At 52.8% G+C, this 19,414-nt stretch carries 21 protein-coding genes, 2 tRNA genes and 1 pseudogene; 13 read left to right on the top strand and 11 right to left on the bottom strand.

Annotated features, from left to right (window positions below; translation table 11 throughout):
- Positions 1-17 precede the first annotated feature (17 nt).
- The 4 genes from VGM48_RS20270 to VGM48_RS20255 are packed head-to-tail and all read left to right on the top strand — an operon-like array spanning position 18 to position 4,436.
- Positions 18-1,010 (top strand): hypothetical protein, encoded by a 993-nt coding sequence (locus tag VGM48_RS20270; protein WP_331582254.1) that lies wholly within the window; start codon positions 18-20, stop codon positions 1,008-1,010.
- Positions 1,011-1,029: 19 nt separating this feature from the next.
- Complete coding sequence (locus tag VGM48_RS20265; protein WP_331582253.1) at positions 1,030-2,796, top strand: OmpA family protein; 1,767 nt, start codon at positions 1,030-1,032, stop codon at positions 2,794-2,796.
- A gap of 44 nt (positions 2,797-2,840) precedes the next feature.
- Positions 2,841-3,596: an ABC transporter permease gene (locus tag VGM48_RS20260; protein WP_331582252.1), complete on the top strand. Its 756-nt coding sequence runs from the start codon at positions 2,841-2,843 to the stop codon at positions 3,594-3,596.
- Positions 3,597-3,599: 3 nt separating this feature from the next.
- Positions 3,600-4,436 carry an ATP-binding cassette domain-containing protein gene (locus VGM48_RS20255; protein WP_331582251.1) on the top strand — a complete coding sequence of 279 codons (837 nt, stop codon included), beginning with the start codon at positions 3,600-3,602 and terminating at the stop codon, positions 4,434-4,436.
- Positions 4,437-4,458: 22 nt separating this feature from the next.
- On the opposite strand, the gene VGM48_RS20250 is transcribed toward VGM48_RS20255, so the two are convergent.
- Complete coding sequence (locus VGM48_RS20250; RefSeq protein WP_331582250.1) at positions 4,459-5,118, bottom strand: MarC family protein; 660 nt, start codon at positions 5,116-5,118, stop codon at positions 4,459-4,461.
- A gap of 39 nt (positions 5,119-5,157) precedes the next feature.
- Here VGM48_RS20250 and VGM48_RS20245 point away from each other — a divergent pair, with 39 nt between their 5' ends.
- From VGM48_RS20245 to VGM48_RS20235, 3 genes are all read left to right on the top strand, one after another.
- Positions 5,158-5,745, top strand: a complete 588-nt coding sequence (locus VGM48_RS20245) for a peptidylprolyl isomerase (RefSeq protein WP_331582249.1) — start codon at positions 5,158-5,160, stop codon at positions 5,743-5,745.
- 98 nt (positions 5,746-5,843) lie between these two features.
- Positions 5,844-6,188, top strand: coding sequence for a YciI family protein (locus VGM48_RS20240; protein ID WP_331582248.1), 345 nt, complete (start codon positions 5,844-5,846; stop codon positions 6,186-6,188).
- Between the two features lie 2 nt (positions 6,189-6,190).
- Positions 6,191-7,465, top strand: a complete 1,275-nt coding sequence (locus VGM48_RS20235; protein ID WP_331582247.1) for an RNA polymerase sigma factor — start codon at positions 6,191-6,193, stop codon at positions 7,463-7,465.
- 17 nt (positions 7,466-7,482) lie between these two features.
- Here the strand turns inward: VGM48_RS20235 and VGM48_RS25650 are convergent.
- Positions 7,483-7,695, bottom strand: a pseudogene (locus tag VGM48_RS25650) (hypothetical protein); the annotation flags it as partial.
- On the opposite strand from VGM48_RS25650, the gene VGM48_RS20230 reads away from it, so the two are divergent.
- The gene (locus VGM48_RS20230; RefSeq protein WP_331582246.1) at positions 7,686-8,624 is read left to right on the top strand and encodes an alpha/beta hydrolase; all 939 of its coding nucleotides are present in this window, start codon (positions 7,686-7,688) and stop codon (positions 8,622-8,624) included. The pseudogene VGM48_RS25650 and the gene VGM48_RS20230 sit on opposite strands and share 10 nt — an antisense overlap.
- Here the strand turns inward: VGM48_RS20230 and VGM48_RS20225 are convergent.
- Positions 8,621-10,021: an RtcB family protein gene (locus VGM48_RS20225; protein WP_331582245.1), complete on the bottom strand. Its 1,401-nt coding sequence runs from the start codon at positions 10,019-10,021 to the stop codon at positions 8,621-8,623. The two genes, VGM48_RS20230 and VGM48_RS20225, sit on opposite strands and share 4 nt — an antisense overlap.
- A complete protein-coding gene (locus VGM48_RS20220; protein WP_331582244.1) occupies positions 10,021-11,130 on the bottom strand; it encodes a slipin family protein in 1,110 nt (369 codons plus the stop codon). Before VGM48_RS20220 ends, VGM48_RS20225 begins: the two co-directional genes overlap by 1 nt.
- Positions 11,131-11,666: 536 nt before the next feature.
- On the opposite strand from VGM48_RS20220, the gene VGM48_RS20215 reads away from it, so the two are divergent.
- Positions 11,667-12,689: a WYL domain-containing protein gene (locus tag VGM48_RS20215; protein ID WP_331582243.1), complete on the top strand. Its 1,023-nt coding sequence runs from the start codon at positions 11,667-11,669 to the stop codon at positions 12,687-12,689.
- On the opposite strand, the gene VGM48_RS20210 is transcribed toward VGM48_RS20215, so the two are convergent.
- The 4 genes from VGM48_RS20210 to VGM48_RS20195 all read right to left on the bottom strand — a co-directional run bounded on the left by VGM48_RS20210 (position 12,649) and on the right by VGM48_RS20195 (position 14,399).
- A complete protein-coding gene (locus tag VGM48_RS20210) occupies positions 12,649-13,737 on the bottom strand; it encodes an AAA family ATPase (RefSeq protein WP_331582242.1) in 1,089 nt (362 codons plus the stop codon). The genes VGM48_RS20215 and VGM48_RS20210 overlap by 41 nt on opposite strands.
- Before the next feature lie 12 nt (positions 13,738-13,749).
- Positions 13,750-14,235: a ribonuclease H-like YkuK family protein gene (locus VGM48_RS20205; RefSeq protein WP_331582241.1), complete on the bottom strand. Its 486-nt coding sequence runs from the start codon at positions 14,233-14,235 to the stop codon at positions 13,750-13,752.
- Between the two features lie 14 nt (positions 14,236-14,249).
- A tRNA-Phe gene (locus VGM48_RS20200) sits at positions 14,250-14,324 on the bottom strand.
- Between the two features lie 4 nt (positions 14,325-14,328).
- Positions 14,329-14,399, bottom strand: a tRNA-Lys gene (locus VGM48_RS20195).
- 521 nt (positions 14,400-14,920) lie between these two features.
- On the opposite strand from VGM48_RS20195, the gene VGM48_RS20190 reads away from it, so the two are divergent.
- Together VGM48_RS20190 and VGM48_RS20185 are read left to right on the top strand one after the other, a co-directional pair.
- On the top strand, positions 14,921-15,385 hold the full coding sequence (locus VGM48_RS20190; RefSeq protein ID WP_331582240.1) for a hypothetical protein: 465 nt from the start codon (positions 14,921-14,923) through the stop codon (positions 15,383-15,385).
- A 33-nt stretch (positions 15,386-15,418) separates the two neighbouring features.
- On the top strand, positions 15,419-16,234 hold the full coding sequence (locus VGM48_RS20185) for an AraC family transcriptional regulator (RefSeq protein WP_331582239.1): 816 nt from the start codon (positions 15,419-15,421) through the stop codon (positions 16,232-16,234).
- Positions 16,235-16,253: 19 nt separating this feature from the next.
- On the opposite strand, the gene VGM48_RS20180 is transcribed toward VGM48_RS20185, so the two are convergent.
- On the bottom strand, positions 16,254-16,994 hold the full coding sequence (locus tag VGM48_RS20180; RefSeq protein WP_331582238.1) for an outer membrane beta-barrel protein: 741 nt from the start codon (positions 16,992-16,994) through the stop codon (positions 16,254-16,256).
- A 190-nt stretch (positions 16,995-17,184) separates the two neighbouring features.
- Between VGM48_RS20180 and VGM48_RS25645 the strand changes: the two genes are divergently transcribed.
- Both VGM48_RS25645 and VGM48_RS20175 read left to right on the top strand, forming a co-directional pair.
- Positions 17,185-17,463 (top strand): glutaminyl-peptide cyclotransferase, encoded by a 279-nt coding sequence (locus VGM48_RS25645; protein WP_414711259.1) that lies wholly within the window; start codon positions 17,185-17,187, stop codon positions 17,461-17,463.
- Positions 17,464-17,478: 15 nt separating this feature from the next.
- Positions 17,479-17,961 carry a hypothetical protein gene (locus tag VGM48_RS20175; RefSeq protein WP_331582237.1) on the top strand — a complete coding sequence of 161 codons (483 nt, stop codon included), beginning with the start codon at positions 17,479-17,481 and terminating at the stop codon, positions 17,959-17,961.
- Between the two features lie 16 nt (positions 17,962-17,977).
- Here the strand turns inward: VGM48_RS20175 and VGM48_RS20170 are convergent, their stop codons facing one another.
- Both VGM48_RS20170 and VGM48_RS20165 read right to left on the bottom strand, forming a co-directional pair.
- A complete protein-coding gene (locus VGM48_RS20170; RefSeq protein ID WP_331582236.1) occupies positions 17,978-18,439 on the bottom strand; it encodes an ester cyclase in 462 nt (153 codons plus the stop codon).
- Positions 18,440-18,499: 60 nt separating this feature from the next.
- Positions 18,500-19,273, bottom strand: a complete 774-nt coding sequence (locus VGM48_RS20165; protein WP_331582235.1) for a helix-turn-helix transcriptional regulator — start codon at positions 19,271-19,273, stop codon at positions 18,500-18,502.
- Between the last annotated feature and the right edge of the window lie 141 nt (positions 19,274-19,414).

Raw genomic sequence — 19,414 nt, 5'->3', positions numbered from 1 at the left:
CTTAAAAACAAATGACCATGAACACGCTAATGCAAAAAACAAAAACACCCGGCTGGTGGAGTGAGCCGAAGCATATCGCCACGGCGGTTGTCGGCCTGTCACTTGTCGCGGGTTTGGCCTATGGGTTCCTTATGTATGTATTGCCCTGGCTTGTATCGGTAACCTGGAGTATCGTCAACCTCGTGATCGGCGGTGTCGTCTGCGGATTCCTGTTGATGCTTGTTTCGAACCGGAAGTTCTGGCGGGCGCTGAAATATCTTTCGGAGTTTCTCGCCAATTATTCCATCGGGCTGGCCATCGAGCTCAACCCCTTTAATATCCTGCAGGCAAAGATCGACCAGGGTTATAAGGACCGGGATACGCTGTATAAACAGTCGGGCAGACTAAAGGGCAAGCAGTCCGAACTGATGGACAAGCTCACCGAAAAAGAAAAAGAACTGCAGCTGAACATCCAGAAGGTGAAGATCCTGCAGAATGAAGGCGGCAACAACCGCCAGGTGAGCCTGTACACGAACAACGTCATGCGTTGCCGGGAGTACATCGACAATGTAACGCCGATCGTGGGCGATCTGAACAAGCTGATCCAGTTTGCGGATGCCGCCTACGAGGAGAGCGGCATCATGCTCGAGGATGCCAAACTGGACCTCGAAGCAAAGCGGGACCTGTATTACTCTGTGACCACCGGCCTGTCCGCCGTCACCAGCGCCATGAAGGCCTTTAAGGGTGATGACGAGCTGAACAGGGATGCCGAGAAGGCGTTGGCCCTGTTGAAGGTGAGGATCGGGGAAAAGATCGGCCATATCAAATCCGCCATCGACGTGACCTCAAGGTTCATGGATGACCAGGTGCTGGAGGACAAGGCGAAGTCCGCACAGGCGATCGAACTGATCAACCGCTTTGACCTTGGCCAGGATTTCAATTATTCGGGATCGGCGCTGAAGGATGGAGCTGCGAAGGGCCATCTGAAGGATGTGACGATTACCGATCGCTATAAAGACCTAATTAATTAAACTCTTAAAATCTACTTATATGTCAGTCAAATTAAAACCCGCGGGTAAATTATTGGTCATCGCTCTTGTCGTGGCGGGCGGCATTCTCAGTGTGAGATGGTATCAGGGCAGGCCGAAAGATGCCGGCAAGGCAGTCGAAGTGGGCAAGGTCGTTTTGCCCGATGCGCCCGAAGCATCGCTGAACGAAAAAGCCGTGTTGTTGCCGCTGCCCGCCGCGACGGAGGCCGTTAATGGCGGTACGCGGATCACCTGGGAACGGATGGCCTGGAATGCCCAATTCTCCGGGATGTATGCCAACGGCGGCGTGCGCACTACAAAGGGCTCGCTGTTTGACAAGGCTCATCTTGACGTCAGCTATCTGCGGCAGGATGACTGCAACAAGCAGATGGCCGACCTGGTGAAGTTTGCCGGGGAGTACAAGTCCAACCCGAATACGCCGGGGATCTTGATCTCCTTTATGGGTGACGGGATGCCGGCCTTTATGACCTCGTTGTCGAAGAGCCTGGAAGCGCTTGGCCCCGAGTATCAGCCCATCATCCTGCCGATCGCGCATGGTAAATCCTATGGGGAAGACCAGGTGATGGGGCCGGCCTCCTGGAAACAGGATGCGCATAATGCCATCGGCCGGTGTGTGGCCGGTGTACTTCGGGACGGGGACATCAACATCCTGTTGAAGTGGGCCGGAGACAACGGCATCAAGGTTAATCCCGATGAGACGACCTATGACGCCGAGGCCATCAACCTGATCGCGGCCAACGACTTCCTCGATGCGCCTAACAAGTACATCACCGGTTATACGGAAAGCAGGAAGATCATTGTCAACGGGAAGACCACGGGCCGGGATACGACCGTAGGTGTGGACGGGGTAGCTACCTGGACGCCGGGTGACGTCAATGTCGCAACGAAGAAAGGCGGCCTTGTGACGATAGCCAATACACATCAGTACGCATCGCAGATGCCTGTGCAGACGATCGCCATCCGAAAATGGGCGTATGACCACCGTACCGATATCGAGGAGATGATCATCGCGCTGGCCCAGGCGGGCGACCAGGTGAGGTCCTTTACCGAAGCGCGAAAATTCGCTTCTGAAGTAAGCGCAGCCGTTTACCAGGAACAGAATGCCGCCTACTGGCTGAAGTACTTCAATGGCGTCGAAGAGAAGGACGTCCAGGGCCTGAAGGTGCACCTCGGCGGCTCGGCCGTCTTCAACCTGGCGGATATGGCTAACAGCTATGGGCTTGGCGCGGACAAGGTGGACAGGTACAAGGCCGTGTACAACACCTTCGGTAACCTGATGGTGAAGATGTACCCTTCGATGATGCCCAATTTCATGCCCTATGAAAAAGCCGTGGACAAGTCCTTTCTGCTGAGCGTGATCTCCAATCACCCCGAACTGCTGGAAGGGAAGGCGATCGAGACAAAATATGCGAGTGAGATCACGGAAGCTGTGTCTTCCCGGTCCTATCATATCGAGTTTCAGACGGGGTCAGCGGTGCTCCGGGCCGAGTCCTACAAGCTGCTGGATGAGATCTTCCAGTCGGCCGTCGTCGCCGAAGGCCTGAAGATCGGGGTGTTCGGTCACACGGACAACAACGGCGGAGACGATGTGAACATGCCTTTGTCGGAGAAACGAGCCGCCGCCGTAAAAGAGTGGCTGGTGCGCAGGGGGTTGAAGGATGACCGGATCGAGACCAAGGGCTTTGGTTCGACAAAACCGGTGGCTGACAACAGCACGGACGCCGGCAGAAGCCGTAACCGTCGCGTGGAAATAGTATTGGGGGAATAAGTAGTTGGGGGGCCTCGCGGCCCCCCGATTTTAAAAATATAATCATGTTCAAGCCATTTTCAATAGTTAGCAGGACGACTCTGCTCATCATGGTGGCGGCACAGGTGGTCTTCGGACTGGTTCTCTGGCAGTGGCACCCCGGGAGTTTGATCCCCGGTCCCATCCGGGTCCTGGAGGCGCTGGGACAATTGTTGTCCACGGCGCTGCTCTACGACAACCTGCTGGCGAGTCTGCTCCTTACGCTCAAAGCCCTGTTGTATTCGCTTGCGCTTACACTTTTGATCAGTTATGGATCGACCCTTCCCTTTTTCCGGCCCGCGGCCCAGTTTGCCGTCAAATGCCGGTATCTGACGTTGACCGGGTTGATCTTCATTTTCACTTTGCTGACAAAAGACGGGGGTGCGCTGAAGCTTTCGCTATTGGTGTTCGGCATCGTGCCTTTCTTTACGACCTCCTTCCTGTCGGTGATCCTCCGGACGCCGGCGCAGGAATTCGAGCTCTGCCAGACCCTTGGCTATAACCGATGGGAGACCCTGTATGAAGTGATCATCATCGGCAAGGCCGACCAGGTATTTGAGATCGTCCGGCAGAATTTCGCCATCGCGTGGATGATGATCACGATGGTCGAGGGATTGAATATGAGTGAAGGTGGTATCGGGACGTTGCTGATCAAGTACAATAAGTACAACGATTTGCCTCATGTGCTGGCGTTGCAGGCGGTTATCTTCGGGCTCGGTCTCTTTTTCGATTATGGGCTGGGCCGGTTGCGACATTGGTTGTTCGCTTATACAAAAATCTAACGTATGACACCCTATATAAAAAAAGAAGTTCTGTTAAAGGCCAGCAATGTTTCGCTGTGTTATGGCGACAAGTGTATCCTCCGGGATATCAATTTCACTATCCGGGATATCGTTCGCCCGGGTTTGCAGCAGGGCCAGGTGGTCTCGTTGATCGGTCGCAGCGGCATCGGTAAGACCCAATTGTTCCGGGTGCTTTCCGGTCTGCAGAAGCCGACAGGGGGAGACATTACCATCCACGAACGGAAACCGGCGGAAGTCGGCGGAGGGATCGAGGTCTGGCGGGAGCGCCCTGTCCAACCGGGGGACATGGGCGTTATCTTCCAGAATTATTATCAATTCGGCTGGAGAACGGTAAGACAATCGCTGCTGCTGGCGGCGCGGAAGAATCCGGCTCTGGCCGATAAGGAAGCGGATGCCATCCGGGAATATGCGGTACGATTCGATATCGCCGAGGTGCTGGACTATTACCCGGCTCAACTGTCCGGCGGGCAGCAGCAGCGGGTGAATATCATCCAGCAGCTGCTGAAGGGAAGTGATTTCCTATTGCTGGACGAGCCCTTTTCAGGACTGGACATCTGTGTGCTGGAAAAGGTAACCGAGCTGTTGCTGCAGGTCTCCCTGTCCGACGAGCTGAAAACGCTGATCATCGTGTCGCATGATATTGCCACGGCGGCGGCTATTTCGGATACCGTGTTTATCCTCGGGCGTGCCGCGGGCGCCGCGGGATCGACCCTGGTGCGCGAGATCGACCTTATCGAACGCGGGCTTGCGTGGCGGAACGATCTTCGGGATGACCGGGGCTTCCGGGATACGCTGGCGGAGATAAAGGACTGTTTGTAGGTTTGCGGCGTTTGCCGGAGGGTCAGAACTTGAACAGGGCCCGGATGCCCGCATAGGCGATCTGCATGCCGATACAGAATACCAGGAAGGCACTGAGGCGATTGACGATCTGTTCTCCCCGGGGGCCGAGGCGGCGGATGAGCCTGGCGGTATTGGCGTAACAGATATAGATGAGCAGGCAGATGAGCAGGATCGCAATAAAAAGAGCGCCGAGGTTGATGAAATGTCCGAGCAGATCGGTCTCTTCTTCATGGGCGGCGAGGGTCAGGATAACGGAGATGGTACCCGCCCCTGTAGACATGGGAAAGGAGATCGGATAGAAAAGGAGATTGTCGATGTCCCCCGACCGGCGTTCGGGTTGGGCCGTTTCCTTTTCTCCCTTCACCTGGTCGGTATTGAGCAATTGCCAGCCCATGCGGCAGATGAGGACGCCCCCCGCCAACTGGACGATGGGGATGGAGATGCCGAAGAGCCGCATGATCCAGCTGCCGATGAGGGCGGAGACGAGACAGATGACAAAGCAATAGAGGGCCACTTTTTTTGCGGCCCGCTTCCGGTCGGGGTAACTGAGGTCTCCGAGTAAGGGGTCGATGATAAAGGCCGATCCCACGGGGTTCACCGCGGGAAACAAAGAAAGGAATCCGATGAAGATCGTATGCAGGAAAGGAAGATCAAAATGCATAGACAATATTACGCTAAATTGTGATCCTTAAAACCAGCCATGAGGACCAGCGTATTTTATTTGTTACTCGTCACCTTACTTTCGGCCTGCCATTCCGCCAATCCCGATCTCCCACATGTACTTATCAAGACAGGAGCCGGCGATATCGAGGTCGAAGTCTACCTGCGTCAGGCGCCAAAGACAGCCGGGGCCTTTTTGTCCTATATCGATTCCGGGTTTTATAAGAACGGCTCTTTTTACCGGGTGCTGAACGATGACAACCAGGTAACGGGCTCGCCCATCTCCAACCTGATCCAGGGGGGTATCTGGAAGACGAATCATAGCAAGGCCGTTAGCCTGCCGGGGGTGCCGCATGAGCCGACCAGCCAGACCCATATCCTTCATACGAACGGTGTGCTCTCCCTGGCGCGGGACAAGCCGGGCACGGGAACGACCGAATTCTTTATCTGCGTGGGTGACCAGCCGGGATATGACTTTGGCGGGGAGAATAACCCCGACGGACAGGGATATGCCGCTTTTGGAAAGGTGGTCAGCGGGATGGACGTGGTCAGGACGCTGTATGCCCGGCCCGAGAGCAACCAGGCTTTTACTCCGCCGATCCCTATTTATAACATCGTTAGAAAATAAACCGGCGATCATTAAAATAAATTTCTCCTTTTTGTCCGATACTTTTCCCTTCAATCGTCATTACCGCGAAACTATTATTAACTTTTAAAAGAAATGCCATGAAAGATTTTATGCTTGTTTTCCGCGGTCCCAGCTACGAAGATCTGAATTTTACGCCCGAGCAATCCCAAAAGGCGATGCAAAAATGGATGGACTGGATCGGCAAACTGAGTGCCGAAGGCCGGTTTGTCGGCGGCGCTCCGCTTACCGCCGAGGGCAAAATGGTAAAGGGAAAGAAGCCGCTGATCACCGATGGCCCGTTTGCCGAGGGAAAGGAATCGGTTGGCGGGTACCTGATCATCAAGGCCGATTCGCTCAAAGAAGCCTCCGAAATGGCTCTTGGCTTCCCCGACTTTGAACTCGAGGGAACGGTGGAAGTGCGTGAGATCGTCCCAATGGCATAACGATGAACGCGGGAATGGGCTCGTCGCCCCAGCAGCTGGTCGATCATCTTTTCCGTCATGAGGCGGGGAAGATGATCGCCGTTTTGACGCGCATCTTCGGTATCCACAACCTGGAGCTGGTGGAAGATACGGTCCAGGAAACCTTTTTAAAGGCGTTGCAGGTTTGGAAGTTTGGGGCGATGCCGGACAATCCATCGGCCTGGCTGATGCGGGTGGCGCGTAACCATACCGTTGACCTTATCCGGCGACAGCAGAAATTTGCGGATGTATCAACGGAGTTGTCGATGCGATTGCAGTCGGAAACGGAGATCGCGATCGAGCAATTCTTTCTCGAAACGGAGATCGCGGACAGCCAGCTGCGGATGGTCTTCACCTGTTGTCACCCGGACCTCAACCTCGAAGACCAGGTGGCGCTGACGCTGAAAACGGTCTCGGGTTTTGGGGTACAGGAAATAGCGAAAGCGCTTGTCTCCAATGAGGCCGCGATCCAAAAACGGCTATACCGCGCGAAGGAATATATCCGGGAGCATGATGTCCGGTTCGAGATCCCATCGGGGTTTGCGCTCAACGACCGGCTGGAGACGGTATACATGGTGTTGTATCTCCTGTTCAACGAAGGATATAATTCCTCAAAGGCAGACGAACTGATCCGGTATGACCTGTGTGCGGAAGCGATGCGGCTTTGCAAGCTGGTTACGGAGCACAAGGTGACGGCACAGCCCTCGGGTTTTGCCTTATTATCACTGATGTGTTTTCAGGCCTCCCGCTTCGAAAGCCGGCTTGGTGAAGACAATACGATCATTCTCTTACATCAGCAGGATCGCCAGAAATGGGACCGGCAGCTGATCCAGATGGGGTATCACTATCTGAACGGCTCTTCTACGGGCGAGGTGTTGTCCGTCTATCATCTTGAATCAGCCATTGCCGCCGAGCATTGTCTGGCGCCCGATTTTGCGTCGACCAATTGGCCGGCGATGTTACGCTTGTATGATTATTTGCTGGAACAAAAGCCTACGCCGATCGTCAAGCTCAACCGGGCGATCATTCTTGCGCAAACGGCGGGTGTCGCGGCGGCGATAGACACCATCCTGGATATTCCCGGGATTGCCGGCCTGCTTGAACAGCACTATATCTATGCAGCCGTTCTTGGTGATCTTTACAGCCGGTCGGGCAATTTTCCCGAGGCCCGCCGGTTACTGGAGAAGGCGTATGACCTTACGCCTTCGTTAGCGGAAAAGAAGTTATTACAAGAGAAGATGTCCGCCCTTACTGTATGATCTTGCCTTTTATTTTTTCCAGGAAGGCGGCGCGGTAGGTATCGCCCAGGGAAATGCCTTCTTTTATGCCACGCAGCTGAACGGCATTCCCGTCGATAGCGATGATAATTGTCCGGTGAGCAGAAAAATGTTACATGAAAAAAGCGGATTGTAACGATGAACCGGACCGTTTTTTGCCTAATTTTAATATAGGAAAGGACATAACCGTTATTTCTATTGTATGGTGGCACGAATCGGCCGGATCCTACTCCGGATAGTTGTAGGGTTGCTTATCTTTATCGTCATCCTTCTTCTTGTGTTTGACAGGCTGGTGCAGTTCAGGATGGATGACAAGGAGTTGTTCTCCTGGTTCCACGAACGTCATCTCGACCCCAGGATCGACTACTATCAAGCAAAGGGCAGGAGAATCCGTTATCTCGCGATAGGTGATCGTCCCGATGCCACGATCCTCTTTATTCATGGCGCGCCAAGTTCCCTTAGTTATTGGAAAGATTATCTTGCCGACAGCCTCCTTTTGTCGAGGGCTACGATGTACGCGGTAGACCGGCCGGGCTATGGCTATAGCGGATTGGCGAATGCTATGCCGGATATCGGCGATCAGGCGGATGTCATCCGGCTTATCCTGGACAGTCTGCACAGGGCAAACCATCCGGTGATCGTCGTTGGGGTCTCGTACGGCGGGCCGATTGCCTGCCGGTTGGCCATGGATTATCCCGAGTTGGTCGATGGGCTTGTGCTGGTAGCGCCGCCGATCGGGCCGGGTCTTGAAAAAATATTCTGGTTCACGTATCCCGTCGAGACTCCGGCGGTTCATTGGTTTGTCCCAAGAATGCTGAAAACGGCCAACGAGGAGAAGGTCCATCATAGGGCAGAGCTGACGAAGATGTTGCCTTTATGGGGGCGCATTCATGTTCCCGTTATATATGTTCAGGGGGAACAGGACGGGCTTGTGGATACCACGAATGCCGGGTTTGCCCGGCAGCATTTGTTAAATGCCCCCTCCCTTACTATCCGGATGATACCAGGCAGGGGGCATTTGATCGCTTTCGCGGAAAAGGACAGGATCGAAAAAGCGATCCTCGATATGCTGGATACGACCGAAGCGAAGCATGGTGTGCCCGCCAGGCCCGCGGGTTCCGTTGCGACAGGGCACCCTTAACCGTCCATCCGAACGATCTTTGGTGTAAACCGGCCTACGATATCCACCAGCTCCTGCTGGGACTGCATCACTTCCCCGATGTTCTTATAGGCCTGCGGTGCTTCGTCGAGTCCGCCGCCCAGGAGCTTTACTCCATGTTTTCCGAGCGTTTCCTTTAATAAGGCATGGGTGATCGAGTTGATCGCTGCCGTGCGGCTCATCTTTCTCCCGGCGCCATGCGCGGCGGAGGCAAGGGATGCGGCCTCGCCCCGGCCTTTTACGATATAGCCCGGCGCGGTCATCGATCCGGGGATCACCCCAAGGACATCTTTTCCGGCGGGTGTCGCGCCTTTCCGATGGACGATACATTCCCGGCCATCCACCATTTCCTTCCATGCGAAGTTGTGGTGGTTCTCTACCCGGCCGACGGCCTTGCGGCCCAGCTGCGCCGAGATCTTTGCGTGGATGATGTCATGACAGGCGGATGCATAGTCGCCGGCCAGGTTCATCGCCAGCCAGTATTCGATCCCTTCGGCTTCGTCGAGGGTCAGCCAGGCCAGGTTCCTCGCCTCACCGGGCAGCACCCGCTTCTCCTTTGCGATGCGCGTGTAGTGGTTGGCGATGGATGCGCCGAGCGCTCTCGAGCCGGAATGCGACAGCAGACCCAGGTAGTTACCGGGTGCAAGCCCCAGTACGGGATCGGCTTCGCCGATCTCCACGATACCCCATTCCACGAAGTGGTTTCCGGAACCCGAGGAGCCCAGCTGCCGGGCAGCCCGGCCCTGTAAGCTCTTCAGGATTGCTATCTCGTCGAACTCCGGCCGGTCGAGCACTTCATGAGAGGCCGTCTTTTCAAATTGCCGTCCCCCGCCGAAGAGCGTCGCCGCCTGTAACTCCCGCGTGAAATAGGCTTCCTTTTGGATCAGTTCCTTCGGGTCGATATCGAACACCGAAAGACACATCCGGCAGCCGATGTCCACGCCCACCCCATAGGGGATGACGGCGTTCTCCGTGGCCAGCACGCCGCCGATGGGCAGGCCATAGCCGCTGTGCGCGTCAGGCATCAGGGCGCCGGCGACGGCCACGGGCAGTTTTGCCGCCTGGTACATCTGGTTCATGGCACCCTGTTCTATGTTCTGACCCCCAAAGATGCTGAATGCCACCCCTGTTTGATTCAGGGAGACGTCGGCGCCTTCCGGGTCCTGGTTTGGCAACAGCTGCTGCGCAATGAGTCCCAGTACCGCGTCGTTTGCGTATTCCACCGGGGATGCGAGGATCGCCCTCAACAGATTCATAACTACTTCCTCCTTTTCGAATTTGTACTCTTTTTCCATGATATTCATCGCGATGCTGATGACTGGCCCTTCGGGGTAGCCCAGCGCGCGGATATCTTTTCCTCTTAATTTTAGTTTTGACATTAGTTTATCGTTTTGTTACCGCCAGTGAAAATCTGCCGCAGCTGATCCATCAATACTCCATTACCGTTGACACTGATCGTGCTGATCTTTTCGGCGATCTTTTCGACGTATTCCAGTTCTTTCAATTTAAATAAGATCGGGTTGTCTTCCATCAGTTTTGCCGTATTCAGCAGGCTCCGCGTGCTGGCGGCTTCTTCCCGGCGCAGGATGATGTTGGCCTGAGCCTTTTTCTCGGCCACCAACACCTGGTTCATGATCTCCTTTACATCACCCGGAAGGATAATGTCCCGGATACCAAAACCTGCGACCCGAACACCGAGCGTATCGGCTTCCTGCGCTACCTTTTCCAAAATGTAAGGTACGATGGCGTCCTTCTTCTCGAGCAACTCATCAAAGTTCAGCCCGGTTATATATTCCCGCAAGGCGAGCTGGAAGGCCACATATAATTGCCGTTCGTACTCCTTGTTCTGCAAAAGCGCTTTTTCGATATCCACTACCTGGTACCGTGCCCAGGCATTGATCCGCAGGGAAGCCTTATCCCGCGTGAGGATCTCCTGACCGTTTAGTTCTGCCTGCTGCAGTCGCGTGTCCACCTTACCGATATAGATCGGGATGTTGTTCTTCCACCAGGCATAGAAGCCGCTTTCGAGGTTCCGGTCATATTTTCCATCGATGAAAAGTACGGCCTTTTCATACGCTTCCACGCTGGAGGTCCGGACATAGGCTGCCAGTTTACCCGTCAGGGTTGCCCGGTCGATATTCTCGGTGATCCCGATCTTGCTGGTATCGGCCTTTACGAATTCATAGTTGACGATCCCTTTCCAGAATGCGTACCGGCCGGCGGCGAGCACCTGTGTAAACAGCCCGTTCACGTACTGAAGAACGATCTCGTCCTCTTTTACCTCAACTACATAGAGAGCATCCTTCAACTGTTCATCTCTCAACAGGAGGTTCAATTCGATAGCTGGGACAAACGGCTTGGTCCGATCGTAGATGTCCACTTTTTTGTTTAGGTTAAGCCAATACGAGCCTTCGGTCAACAACCGCTGATATACTCCATTCTTAAACACCAAACCCATTTGGTAGGCATTAATCATTACCCTTTTCATATACTTTGTTTTTATCTGTTCTTTAATAAAGCCGGTTGCATCTTCCTTTCGGGGGCCGCGGAGTTGGCGGGATGATCGGTCTGCGTTTTTTGTTATTAAAAAAGGCGGACTTTCTCTCCGTTGCCGACTGCTAAGCGGTCATCGAATTGCTCCGGAGTAATACGGTTGCCTTAGCCTTTGCTTTGACGTCGTTGGTTCTCCTTTGCGGGCCGATGGTCCCGGCTTTTGTCTGGTCGCCATTTTTAGGGAAGCGGCGGACTTCCTACAACCCTTGCATTAACAGTGCAATGCTCTACCATTGAGCTAACCGATCCAGGTCGGTGCGGGATTCGAACCCTTGGGAATATGTCCGGGCAAACAGGATACAGAAAGTTATTTCCTCTGCACTGTGGGGCCTTTTGAAACCCTGGTCCACGAAACATATACCTCGTTCTCCCTCGCGGGAATCTCTTCTTGATGATACAAACTTCCAACCCATGTGTGCAATCTATTTGCACAGTTGAAAGTTTTTCCCTTTTTTTACAAAAATTCTTTTTATGCCGGTCAATCGCAACGCCCTTATCCGTTATCGTACCATCGACCGTTGCCTGCAAAACAGGCGGCGGAAATGGACGATCGATGACCTGATAGAAGCCTGCAATGAAGCCCTCTATGAATATGAGGGTCGCAGAGAAAGCGTCAGCCTGCGGACGATCCGGCTCGACCTCAGCGCGATGCGAAGCGACAAGCTTGGCTACAATGCTCCGATCATCGTTAAGGACAAGAAGTACTACATCTACGAAGACCCTGAATACTCCATTACCAATATCCCTCTGAGCACGCAAGACCTCGGCATCCTCAAGGAAGTATCGGAACTTCTCCGGCAATTCAAGGGCTTTAGTCATTTTGCCGGGATGAGCGAGCTTATCCATCGGCTGGAAGACAAGGTCTACAGCGAACAGAATCATCTACCTGCCGTCATCGACTTCGAAAAGAACGATCTGCTGGAAGGCCTCGAATGGCTCGACGTGTTGCACAAGGCCATCGTCGCCCGAAGTACGCTCCGCATTCACTATCAGTCCTTCAAGGCCCGGAGCGGCAGCGAACTCATCTTCTACCCTTATCTGCTCAAGGAATACCGCAACCGCTGGTTTGTCCTTGGGATGAAGAAGGAGGGTAAGGAGATCCTGACGTTCGCCCTCGACCGGATACGGAGCATCGAGCTGCAGCCCGGGGAAGAATTTCGCGAACGTCCGGGCTTTGACCCGCACTCCTGGTTCTCCCCGATTGTCGGCGTCACCCGGAATCATGACGGAGGACTTACCGAAGTGCTTTTCCGCGCGAACCGGGAACACGCTCCCTACATCCGGACCAAACCTATCCATCCATCTCAAATGGTAGTGGAAGAGAGTGCTACCGGCACTCTCTTTTCCATCACCGTTATTCCCAATTTCGAGCTCGAACGGGAGCTGATCGGCTTCGGGGAAGGCTTGCAGGTGCTTTCTCCGGCCTCCCTTGTCCGCCGCTTCCGAAGCCGCATCAGGCTAATGAACCACCTGTATCAACGAGATGTCTCCTGAATCCCATGATCTCCATCCGGGATGGCGGATGCTGCTTCTCATGCTGGTTGGCGATCTCCGCGACGGTCATGGGTTTTGTAATGGCGTTTTTGAAACCCAGGTGATCGCTTAGTCGCTGGGACTGTTCCACAGCCAGCTTACCGAACTCGTACTTTGCGATGAGCCGGCCCTTTCTGAGGAGGGCGTCATCGACAAGGGTCAACGAATTGTTGAACGTGCAGATGATCTGGATATTCAGGAAGTCCGCCAGCAAGCCATCCGAGATATTCAACAGATTCGAGACCGAAGACCCGGGACTGTGTTTTCTATCCATGATGATATTCTCCGCATCCTCGATGACCACTACCGTTTCGGGGTTGCTGATCAGCAACTGGATAAAGTCCGGATTCATCAGGTTGTTCGCGAGGTTGGGCGAGAGGAACAAAACCCGCTTTTTGATCTTTCCGATCAGGTGGCGGAGATAGGTGGTCTTGCCTGTGCCGGGTAATCCGTGCAGCAGTACGACACCTTTGTCCTTCTTTTTACCCAGCCGTTTGCGGATCAGCTCGTCGACTGACTTGAAATCCTCGTTGTAAAAGAGGTTGAGGTCGAGCTTTGTCCGTTTGATCTCCATCGGCTTCAGGTCGAGTCTACCCCTATCCTCAACGATGAGATTGATCTCCAGGGGTTCCCGCCGATGTCTTTCCTTAAAGGCATTAGCCATTGCGGTTACTTCGTCGAGAAATTCCTGGTTTGCGCCGTTGTGCCAGACCTCGCAGTAGCCACCTCCGAATTCGAGAAGACACTCATTGTCCATGATCAGGATGGTCGTACTGAACTGGTATCTGTTCTTTGGGCGCTTGAACCACCGGTACTGGTGGGTGCGAGCGATACGGCTTTCAAACTTCTTTTTTGCCGCCTCGAATGCTTTCTCGCCGTCGATACCGTTGATGTAGTTGACGCTCGGCAGCTGGTTAAAGCAATACAGATACAGCATTTTTGCATCCAGGTAATAGCCGTCAAATACATTGTTGGCATTGATCACCCGTTGATTGTATAAATTTTCCATTGTTCTTTTCTTTTACTGAACCATTTTATTTGCGCAACTGGAGCTGGCGAAGGCATGGGGTTTGGCCCGGAATGCGAATCCCATTCCATGGATATAACCCATCGCTTCCCGCAGCGCGTCGTTGCTTTTGAATTGCGGGTTTGTGTTGATATCGGCATGGATCTCCAGGTCAACGTCGTATAAAGTAAAAAGCCGGGAGAGGGAGTAGGCGATCTCGATGCTTTTAGCCACTTCCTTCAGCATTCGTTCTTTTATATTCATCTTCCTGCGGGTCGTCTCGGGGAGGACATACATGAATCCGCCCTTTCCTTTCCGAAGGAATACGATAACGGTGGCGAATTGCGTGTGTGCGCTTTTCACCTGACTATCGGTGCCGATACAAACCTTGAGCGTGTTGCCCATTTTCTTTTCTTTTACCAGGACGGACCTGATCTCATCCGCAATAGGGATCCTGATCCGGGTTCCATCGGGCTTCTGCCAGTGCTGTTGCTGTTCCATGGCTTTCGTTTTAGTGGCGCCCCGAGGAATCGAACCTCGATTGTCGGTCCTTCAAACCGATGCAATAGAACCATCTCTGCCAGAGCGCCGTTGTTGGCCTGCCGGGGATCGAACCCGAATCCTCGCATTAAAAGTGCGATACTCTACCCTTGAGCTACAAGCCAGAATAAACCGGACAACAAAAAACCCGGTCCTTTTGAGACCGGGTTTATCTTACTGCGCATCCTTTCAATCGAATGCACACCAATCTAACCACGGTCTCGTGTAGGGATACACCTCGCCCATGCAGCAACTCCACAGGGAGCTCTGCCGGTTTATCTTCCGTTGGCGGGCGGGTGATATCGTATGTCCTATTTCATTTGTCATGTTTGAATAAAAAAAACCCCGCAATCTCTTGCGGGGCTTATGTTTATGATTTTTTAACGATAGTTAACCAATAGCATAACATGCCCCGCGAACGGTATAGTCCTCCTTAGGACTAAACCTCTCAGCTATTTCGATATGTTTGGGCATCCGGCGCATTTTTAGATTCTTTTAACAGTGCAAAGATGCAAATAATTCCCGGTTCGCGCCAAATTTTCGGGAAAGTATTTTTTTATTTAGTAATTTAAGAGTGGCCCCTGAGCCCGCGTCAAGAGCACGATATGGGAAAACTTTCATTTCTCCATCTTTAAAAAAAGAGAGCATGAAAATCGTTTTATTCCTGTCGCTGCTGATGCCCGGCATCTTCTTTTCCGACAACAGCAAAACTTTTATTGACCCAACGGGCACCTATATCCTAAAAGGTGAAGTGAAGGAGAACAAAGTGATCAGTCATTCCGGTGAGATAAGGGTCAAGCTCCTGAGTGAGGAATTGCTGACCCTTTGCTTTTATATCGACGAAGGATATCCCGGTCATCAATCCGGTTCCTTTCTTGACACCCTGCGTTACGAGGACAACGCCGCGGTCTATAGCAGCCGGGATTCCGGCTGCATGTTGCGCTTTCAATTCAAGCAGGCCGGTGTGGAAATGATCCACATCTTTGCGGTAACCGCGAGTGATTGCGGGTTTGCACCCGGAGTGCTCACCGGTGCATTCTTCAAGAAGACCTCGTCGGGTATACCCGTGATCCAGGACCTGGCAGGCCTGAGGGCCGTGGGACATGATTAAGCTTCGTGTTGTCAAATAGCCGAAATTTGCCCAATGGCAGTATTCGAAGGAACATCGGTAAAGGGATCGCATTTGTTCTATTCCTGTTATTCAGCGGCGAGCCGGGTGCAGGAGCAGTTCGTGCACGATCACGCACTGACCTTCATCCTGGAAGGCAGCCTGGATTTTTACCTGGGCACCCGGCATCGGACCTTTCATGCTGGAGATATCGCGTTGGTAAAGCGGAACCAATTGGCGAAGGCTACGAAGATCCCGCCGGCGGGCGGTGTCTTTCGATCGGTAAGCCTTCATCTGAGCCAGGATGTACTTAGGAAGTTCAGTTTGGAATATACCCTGCAGCCATCCGGTCCCTATATCGGCGAGAGTGTCGTCCAACTAAACCCTGATGCTTTTGCCAGAAGTTTTGTCGACTCGCTGACGCCTTATATGTCGATGGATCCGGGCTCCGCCGACGCTTCTCTTGTGGAATTAAAAGCAAAGGAGGCGATCTTGCTGATCCTTCGCCTCAGCCCCGACGTAAAGGACCTGCTCTTTGACTTCAGCGAACCGGGGAAGATCGATCTCGAAGAATTCATGAGCCGGCATTTCACCTTTAATGTCGAGATGAAGCGGTTTGCCTATCTCACGGGCAGAAGCCTGGCAACGTTCAAACGGGATTTTGAAAAGATATTTCACACCTCACCGGGGAAATGGCTACAACAGAAAAGACTCGCCCAGGCATACTACCTCATCAAAGAAAAAGGTCGAAAACCTTCGGACGTTTACCTGGAGGTCGGCTTTGAAGACCTGTCTCATTTCTCCTTTGCCTTCAAGAAAGAGTATGGCAAAGCACCTTCCCTGTTAAACTAACGCCCGGACTTATGGCTGTTTATAATCTCGGCTTACGCTCGTGGCCGAACAGGACATACCCCAGGGTAAAATTCCAGTTCATGTTGCCCATGTTCACATAATCGGTATGATACTCGCGGGAGAAGCCGCGCACCCAGGATGCCGAGATCTGCAGCTTTTTGTATTGCAAGCCGATCAACGCATCCATGCCTGCATCGAGGGAAGCAACATTGCTCTTCCCAAGCGTGGCATAGGAGTTATCACCGGAGATATGGATCTTATTATTGATAGGGAAAGTACCGGGGACATATACATTGCTGGAGTTGTCATATCCCGTATAGAATCCTTTCTCCGTGCCGGAGAGGTTTTTGGCAATGTAAGGACCGACACCGGCAAAGACCTTCCACTTGCTGTCTATCCGAAAGGAATATAGGAGGTTGACGGGTAAGCGGATGGTATTTACTTTCAGCTTTGTGTCGGAGAAGCCGATAACAAAGTTGCCCGAATTGGCAAAACCCTTAGACTGACCCAGGTGCGCGCCTGTGCTGGCATACATCAACGCGGGTTGGATCTCAAGGCCGGAATAGCCCAGATCATATTCAGCAAACACACCAGCCTGCCAGCCATTCATGGCCCAGGTATTCTCGCCGGCGGTAAGGCCGGTATAGCGATCATTCTGCCAGTAATTAAGTGAGCTAAAAGAACCTTGAACACCGAGACGAAGCTGAGAAAAGCCTTGAAGAGAAGCGAGACATAAAATACAGATCAATAATTTCTTCATATATATCTGTTGAGTTGTGTTTTTAGGACCGGCAAACTAGTCCATTTGCTGCAATAAGGTGAAACATTAACATTCTAATAACGCGGCAAGTTACTGATTATCAGAAACAAACCAAGCAACTATATTGATGAATGGGTAAACGCGAGGCCGAAGGTAGGGCAAAATCATTAAATTGCCTTTACACAGCGATATGAAACTAAGATCCCTGGCCCTTCTTATTTTTTTAGCCGGCTGCGGTGGCCACAGTAGCAATAATATAACGGATAGTGTAACGGTAGCGGCTGCGGTACCTGATCTCAACTTCAGCGTTGGTTCCATTTACCAGCATGATACGACATCTTACACGGAAGGGTTGCTATTCCATGATCATCAATTATTCGAGAGCAGCGGAGCAAACCCGGAAGATCCGCGGACGCAACGAAGTATGGCCGGTATCGTAAATATGAAAACGGTTATATTTACGCACTGATAAATTGTTTTTGTGATGGGCAGCTTTACGACTTTTCAAACGTTCAATGATCCCGGGCTTGCATCGGCGATTGCCGACAAGCTGACGGAACAACGGATCGATTGTCTTGTCGAGAAAGTGGAGCCCTTGCTGGAGCCCAGCTTTTTCCGAAATACCGTTGAGCCGAATATCCATCTGAAGGTACGGGCTACCGATCTTGACAGAGCGCATGAGGCGTTGGAAGAATATTATGAACACCAGCTGCAGGATGTAGACCCGGGCTATTACCTGTTTGCCTTCACTGATCCGGAATTGCTGGATATTATGGCAAAGCCGGATGAATGGGGCCATTTCGATTATGTCCTTGCCCGGGAGCTGCTGGCGGAGAGAGGCCTGCCGATCCCGGAAGAAACCATCCGCCAGATGAAACAACAACGTATCCGCCAGCTGGCCCAGCGGGCAAGGGTGGAAAGCTTCCGCGAACTTCTGCGCCGGGTCTTCCGTTTGGGGCGACCATAGAAAAAGCGCCAATCCTTTACTTCCCGGCAGATGCCTCTGTCAACGGAGAACCAGATCCTGCAGCCGCGGCCACCACCGGATTGACAGGTAGTATCCCCAGCTGCTGCAGGAAGCCCAGCCGGTCTGTTTGAATATTTCCGCTTACGATCTTGCCGTCCCTGCATCCATAAATTCCCATTCCTTCACTGGCAACGGAAATTCCCGTCGCCGGGATGGCATTGAAGGGGGCGTTATGCGTTCCATTCCATGTCCAGCGCACGGCAACTATATCGTCCTCTCCTATCAATTCTTTCAGCTGGTACTGAATATCAGGAAAGGCTGCGATCAGTCCGGCGGTCTGCGCCTGAAATGCGGCGGCGCCTTTTTCACCGCGTGCACCGACGTAGTCGTCGGAGACAAGGTCTTGTAATAATTCAACCCTTCCATTGTTGAAAACCTCTTCGAATAGCAGGCGAACTGCTTCTTTGTTCCTTTTCATTTGATCTTTTTTGTAAAGGTATTGTCGCGGCAGGGCGGAGAATTGTAAAAATTCATTGATCTACCAGAAACGCGAGGATTGGAAGAATTCTCCCGGCGCGCGGCCGGTGAAGAGCCGGAAGTCCTTTATAAAATGGGATTGGTCGAAATAGCCGGCCGCGTAGGAGGCTTCTGTCAGCGATGAGTAAGCCGGGTAATTCCGGATCAGTTGCCTAAGCCGGACGATGGAGGCGTATTGTTTCGGAGTGGATCCGACGAGAGACCGAAAGCGCTTTTCGAAAGGATCCTGGCTGAGGTGCAAGGAGGCAGCCAGCTGATCGATCCGGACAATTCCCTTGTGCTGCCGGATCAGTTGGACGGCATTGCCGATGAGGGCATCCTGTTTTGTGTTGATCAGGCGGCGAAGCAGAAAATCCTCCACCTGTCTGACCCGCAGGGAATCAGTGGCGGCTTCCGCGAGACCCTCCAACAGCTGATCGAGTTCCCCCTGACGAAAGAAATTGCCGGCGGAAATACTCTGGTCAAAAAGTTCGTTTGCAGGCGTCCGGGAAATGGCGGCGATACCCCCTTCCTTAAAGACAATAAGAAAGTTAGCGGCCTGGGGAGTATAGATAAAATGCCGGACGGACCGCCGAAGGCCGGAGATGACGACATCGGGTAAGAGCTCTTCTTCATCCAGCCGCTTTTTTATCACCGCTCCTTTATATCGCAGCGACATGACCAGGGAGGTGTCCGGGATGACCATGCTTTCGGTAGCCTCATCGGTTTCAATGAGGATGAATTCCCTGAGGTAGGGCTGCAAGGCAATAGTGGGTGGAAATCTTTGCAGTTTCATCTGATCTGGTCAAAAATAGCAATTCTGCTTCTGCTTTACTATACACATAAGCTGTTACTTTGTTCTCCAAATAATAGCCATGGACGAAAAAGAGGTAAAGGCATTTCGCGCGGCAACCGCGGGGACAGCAGGAAGGATCCA

The sequence above is a fragment of the Puia sp. genome, from assembly GCF_036500295.1.
Lineage (GTDB): Bacteria > Bacteroidota > Bacteroidia > Chitinophagales > Chitinophagaceae > Puia.
Note: the sequence above shows the minus strand (reverse complement) of the source record. Positions and strands in the feature narration are given on the sequence as shown.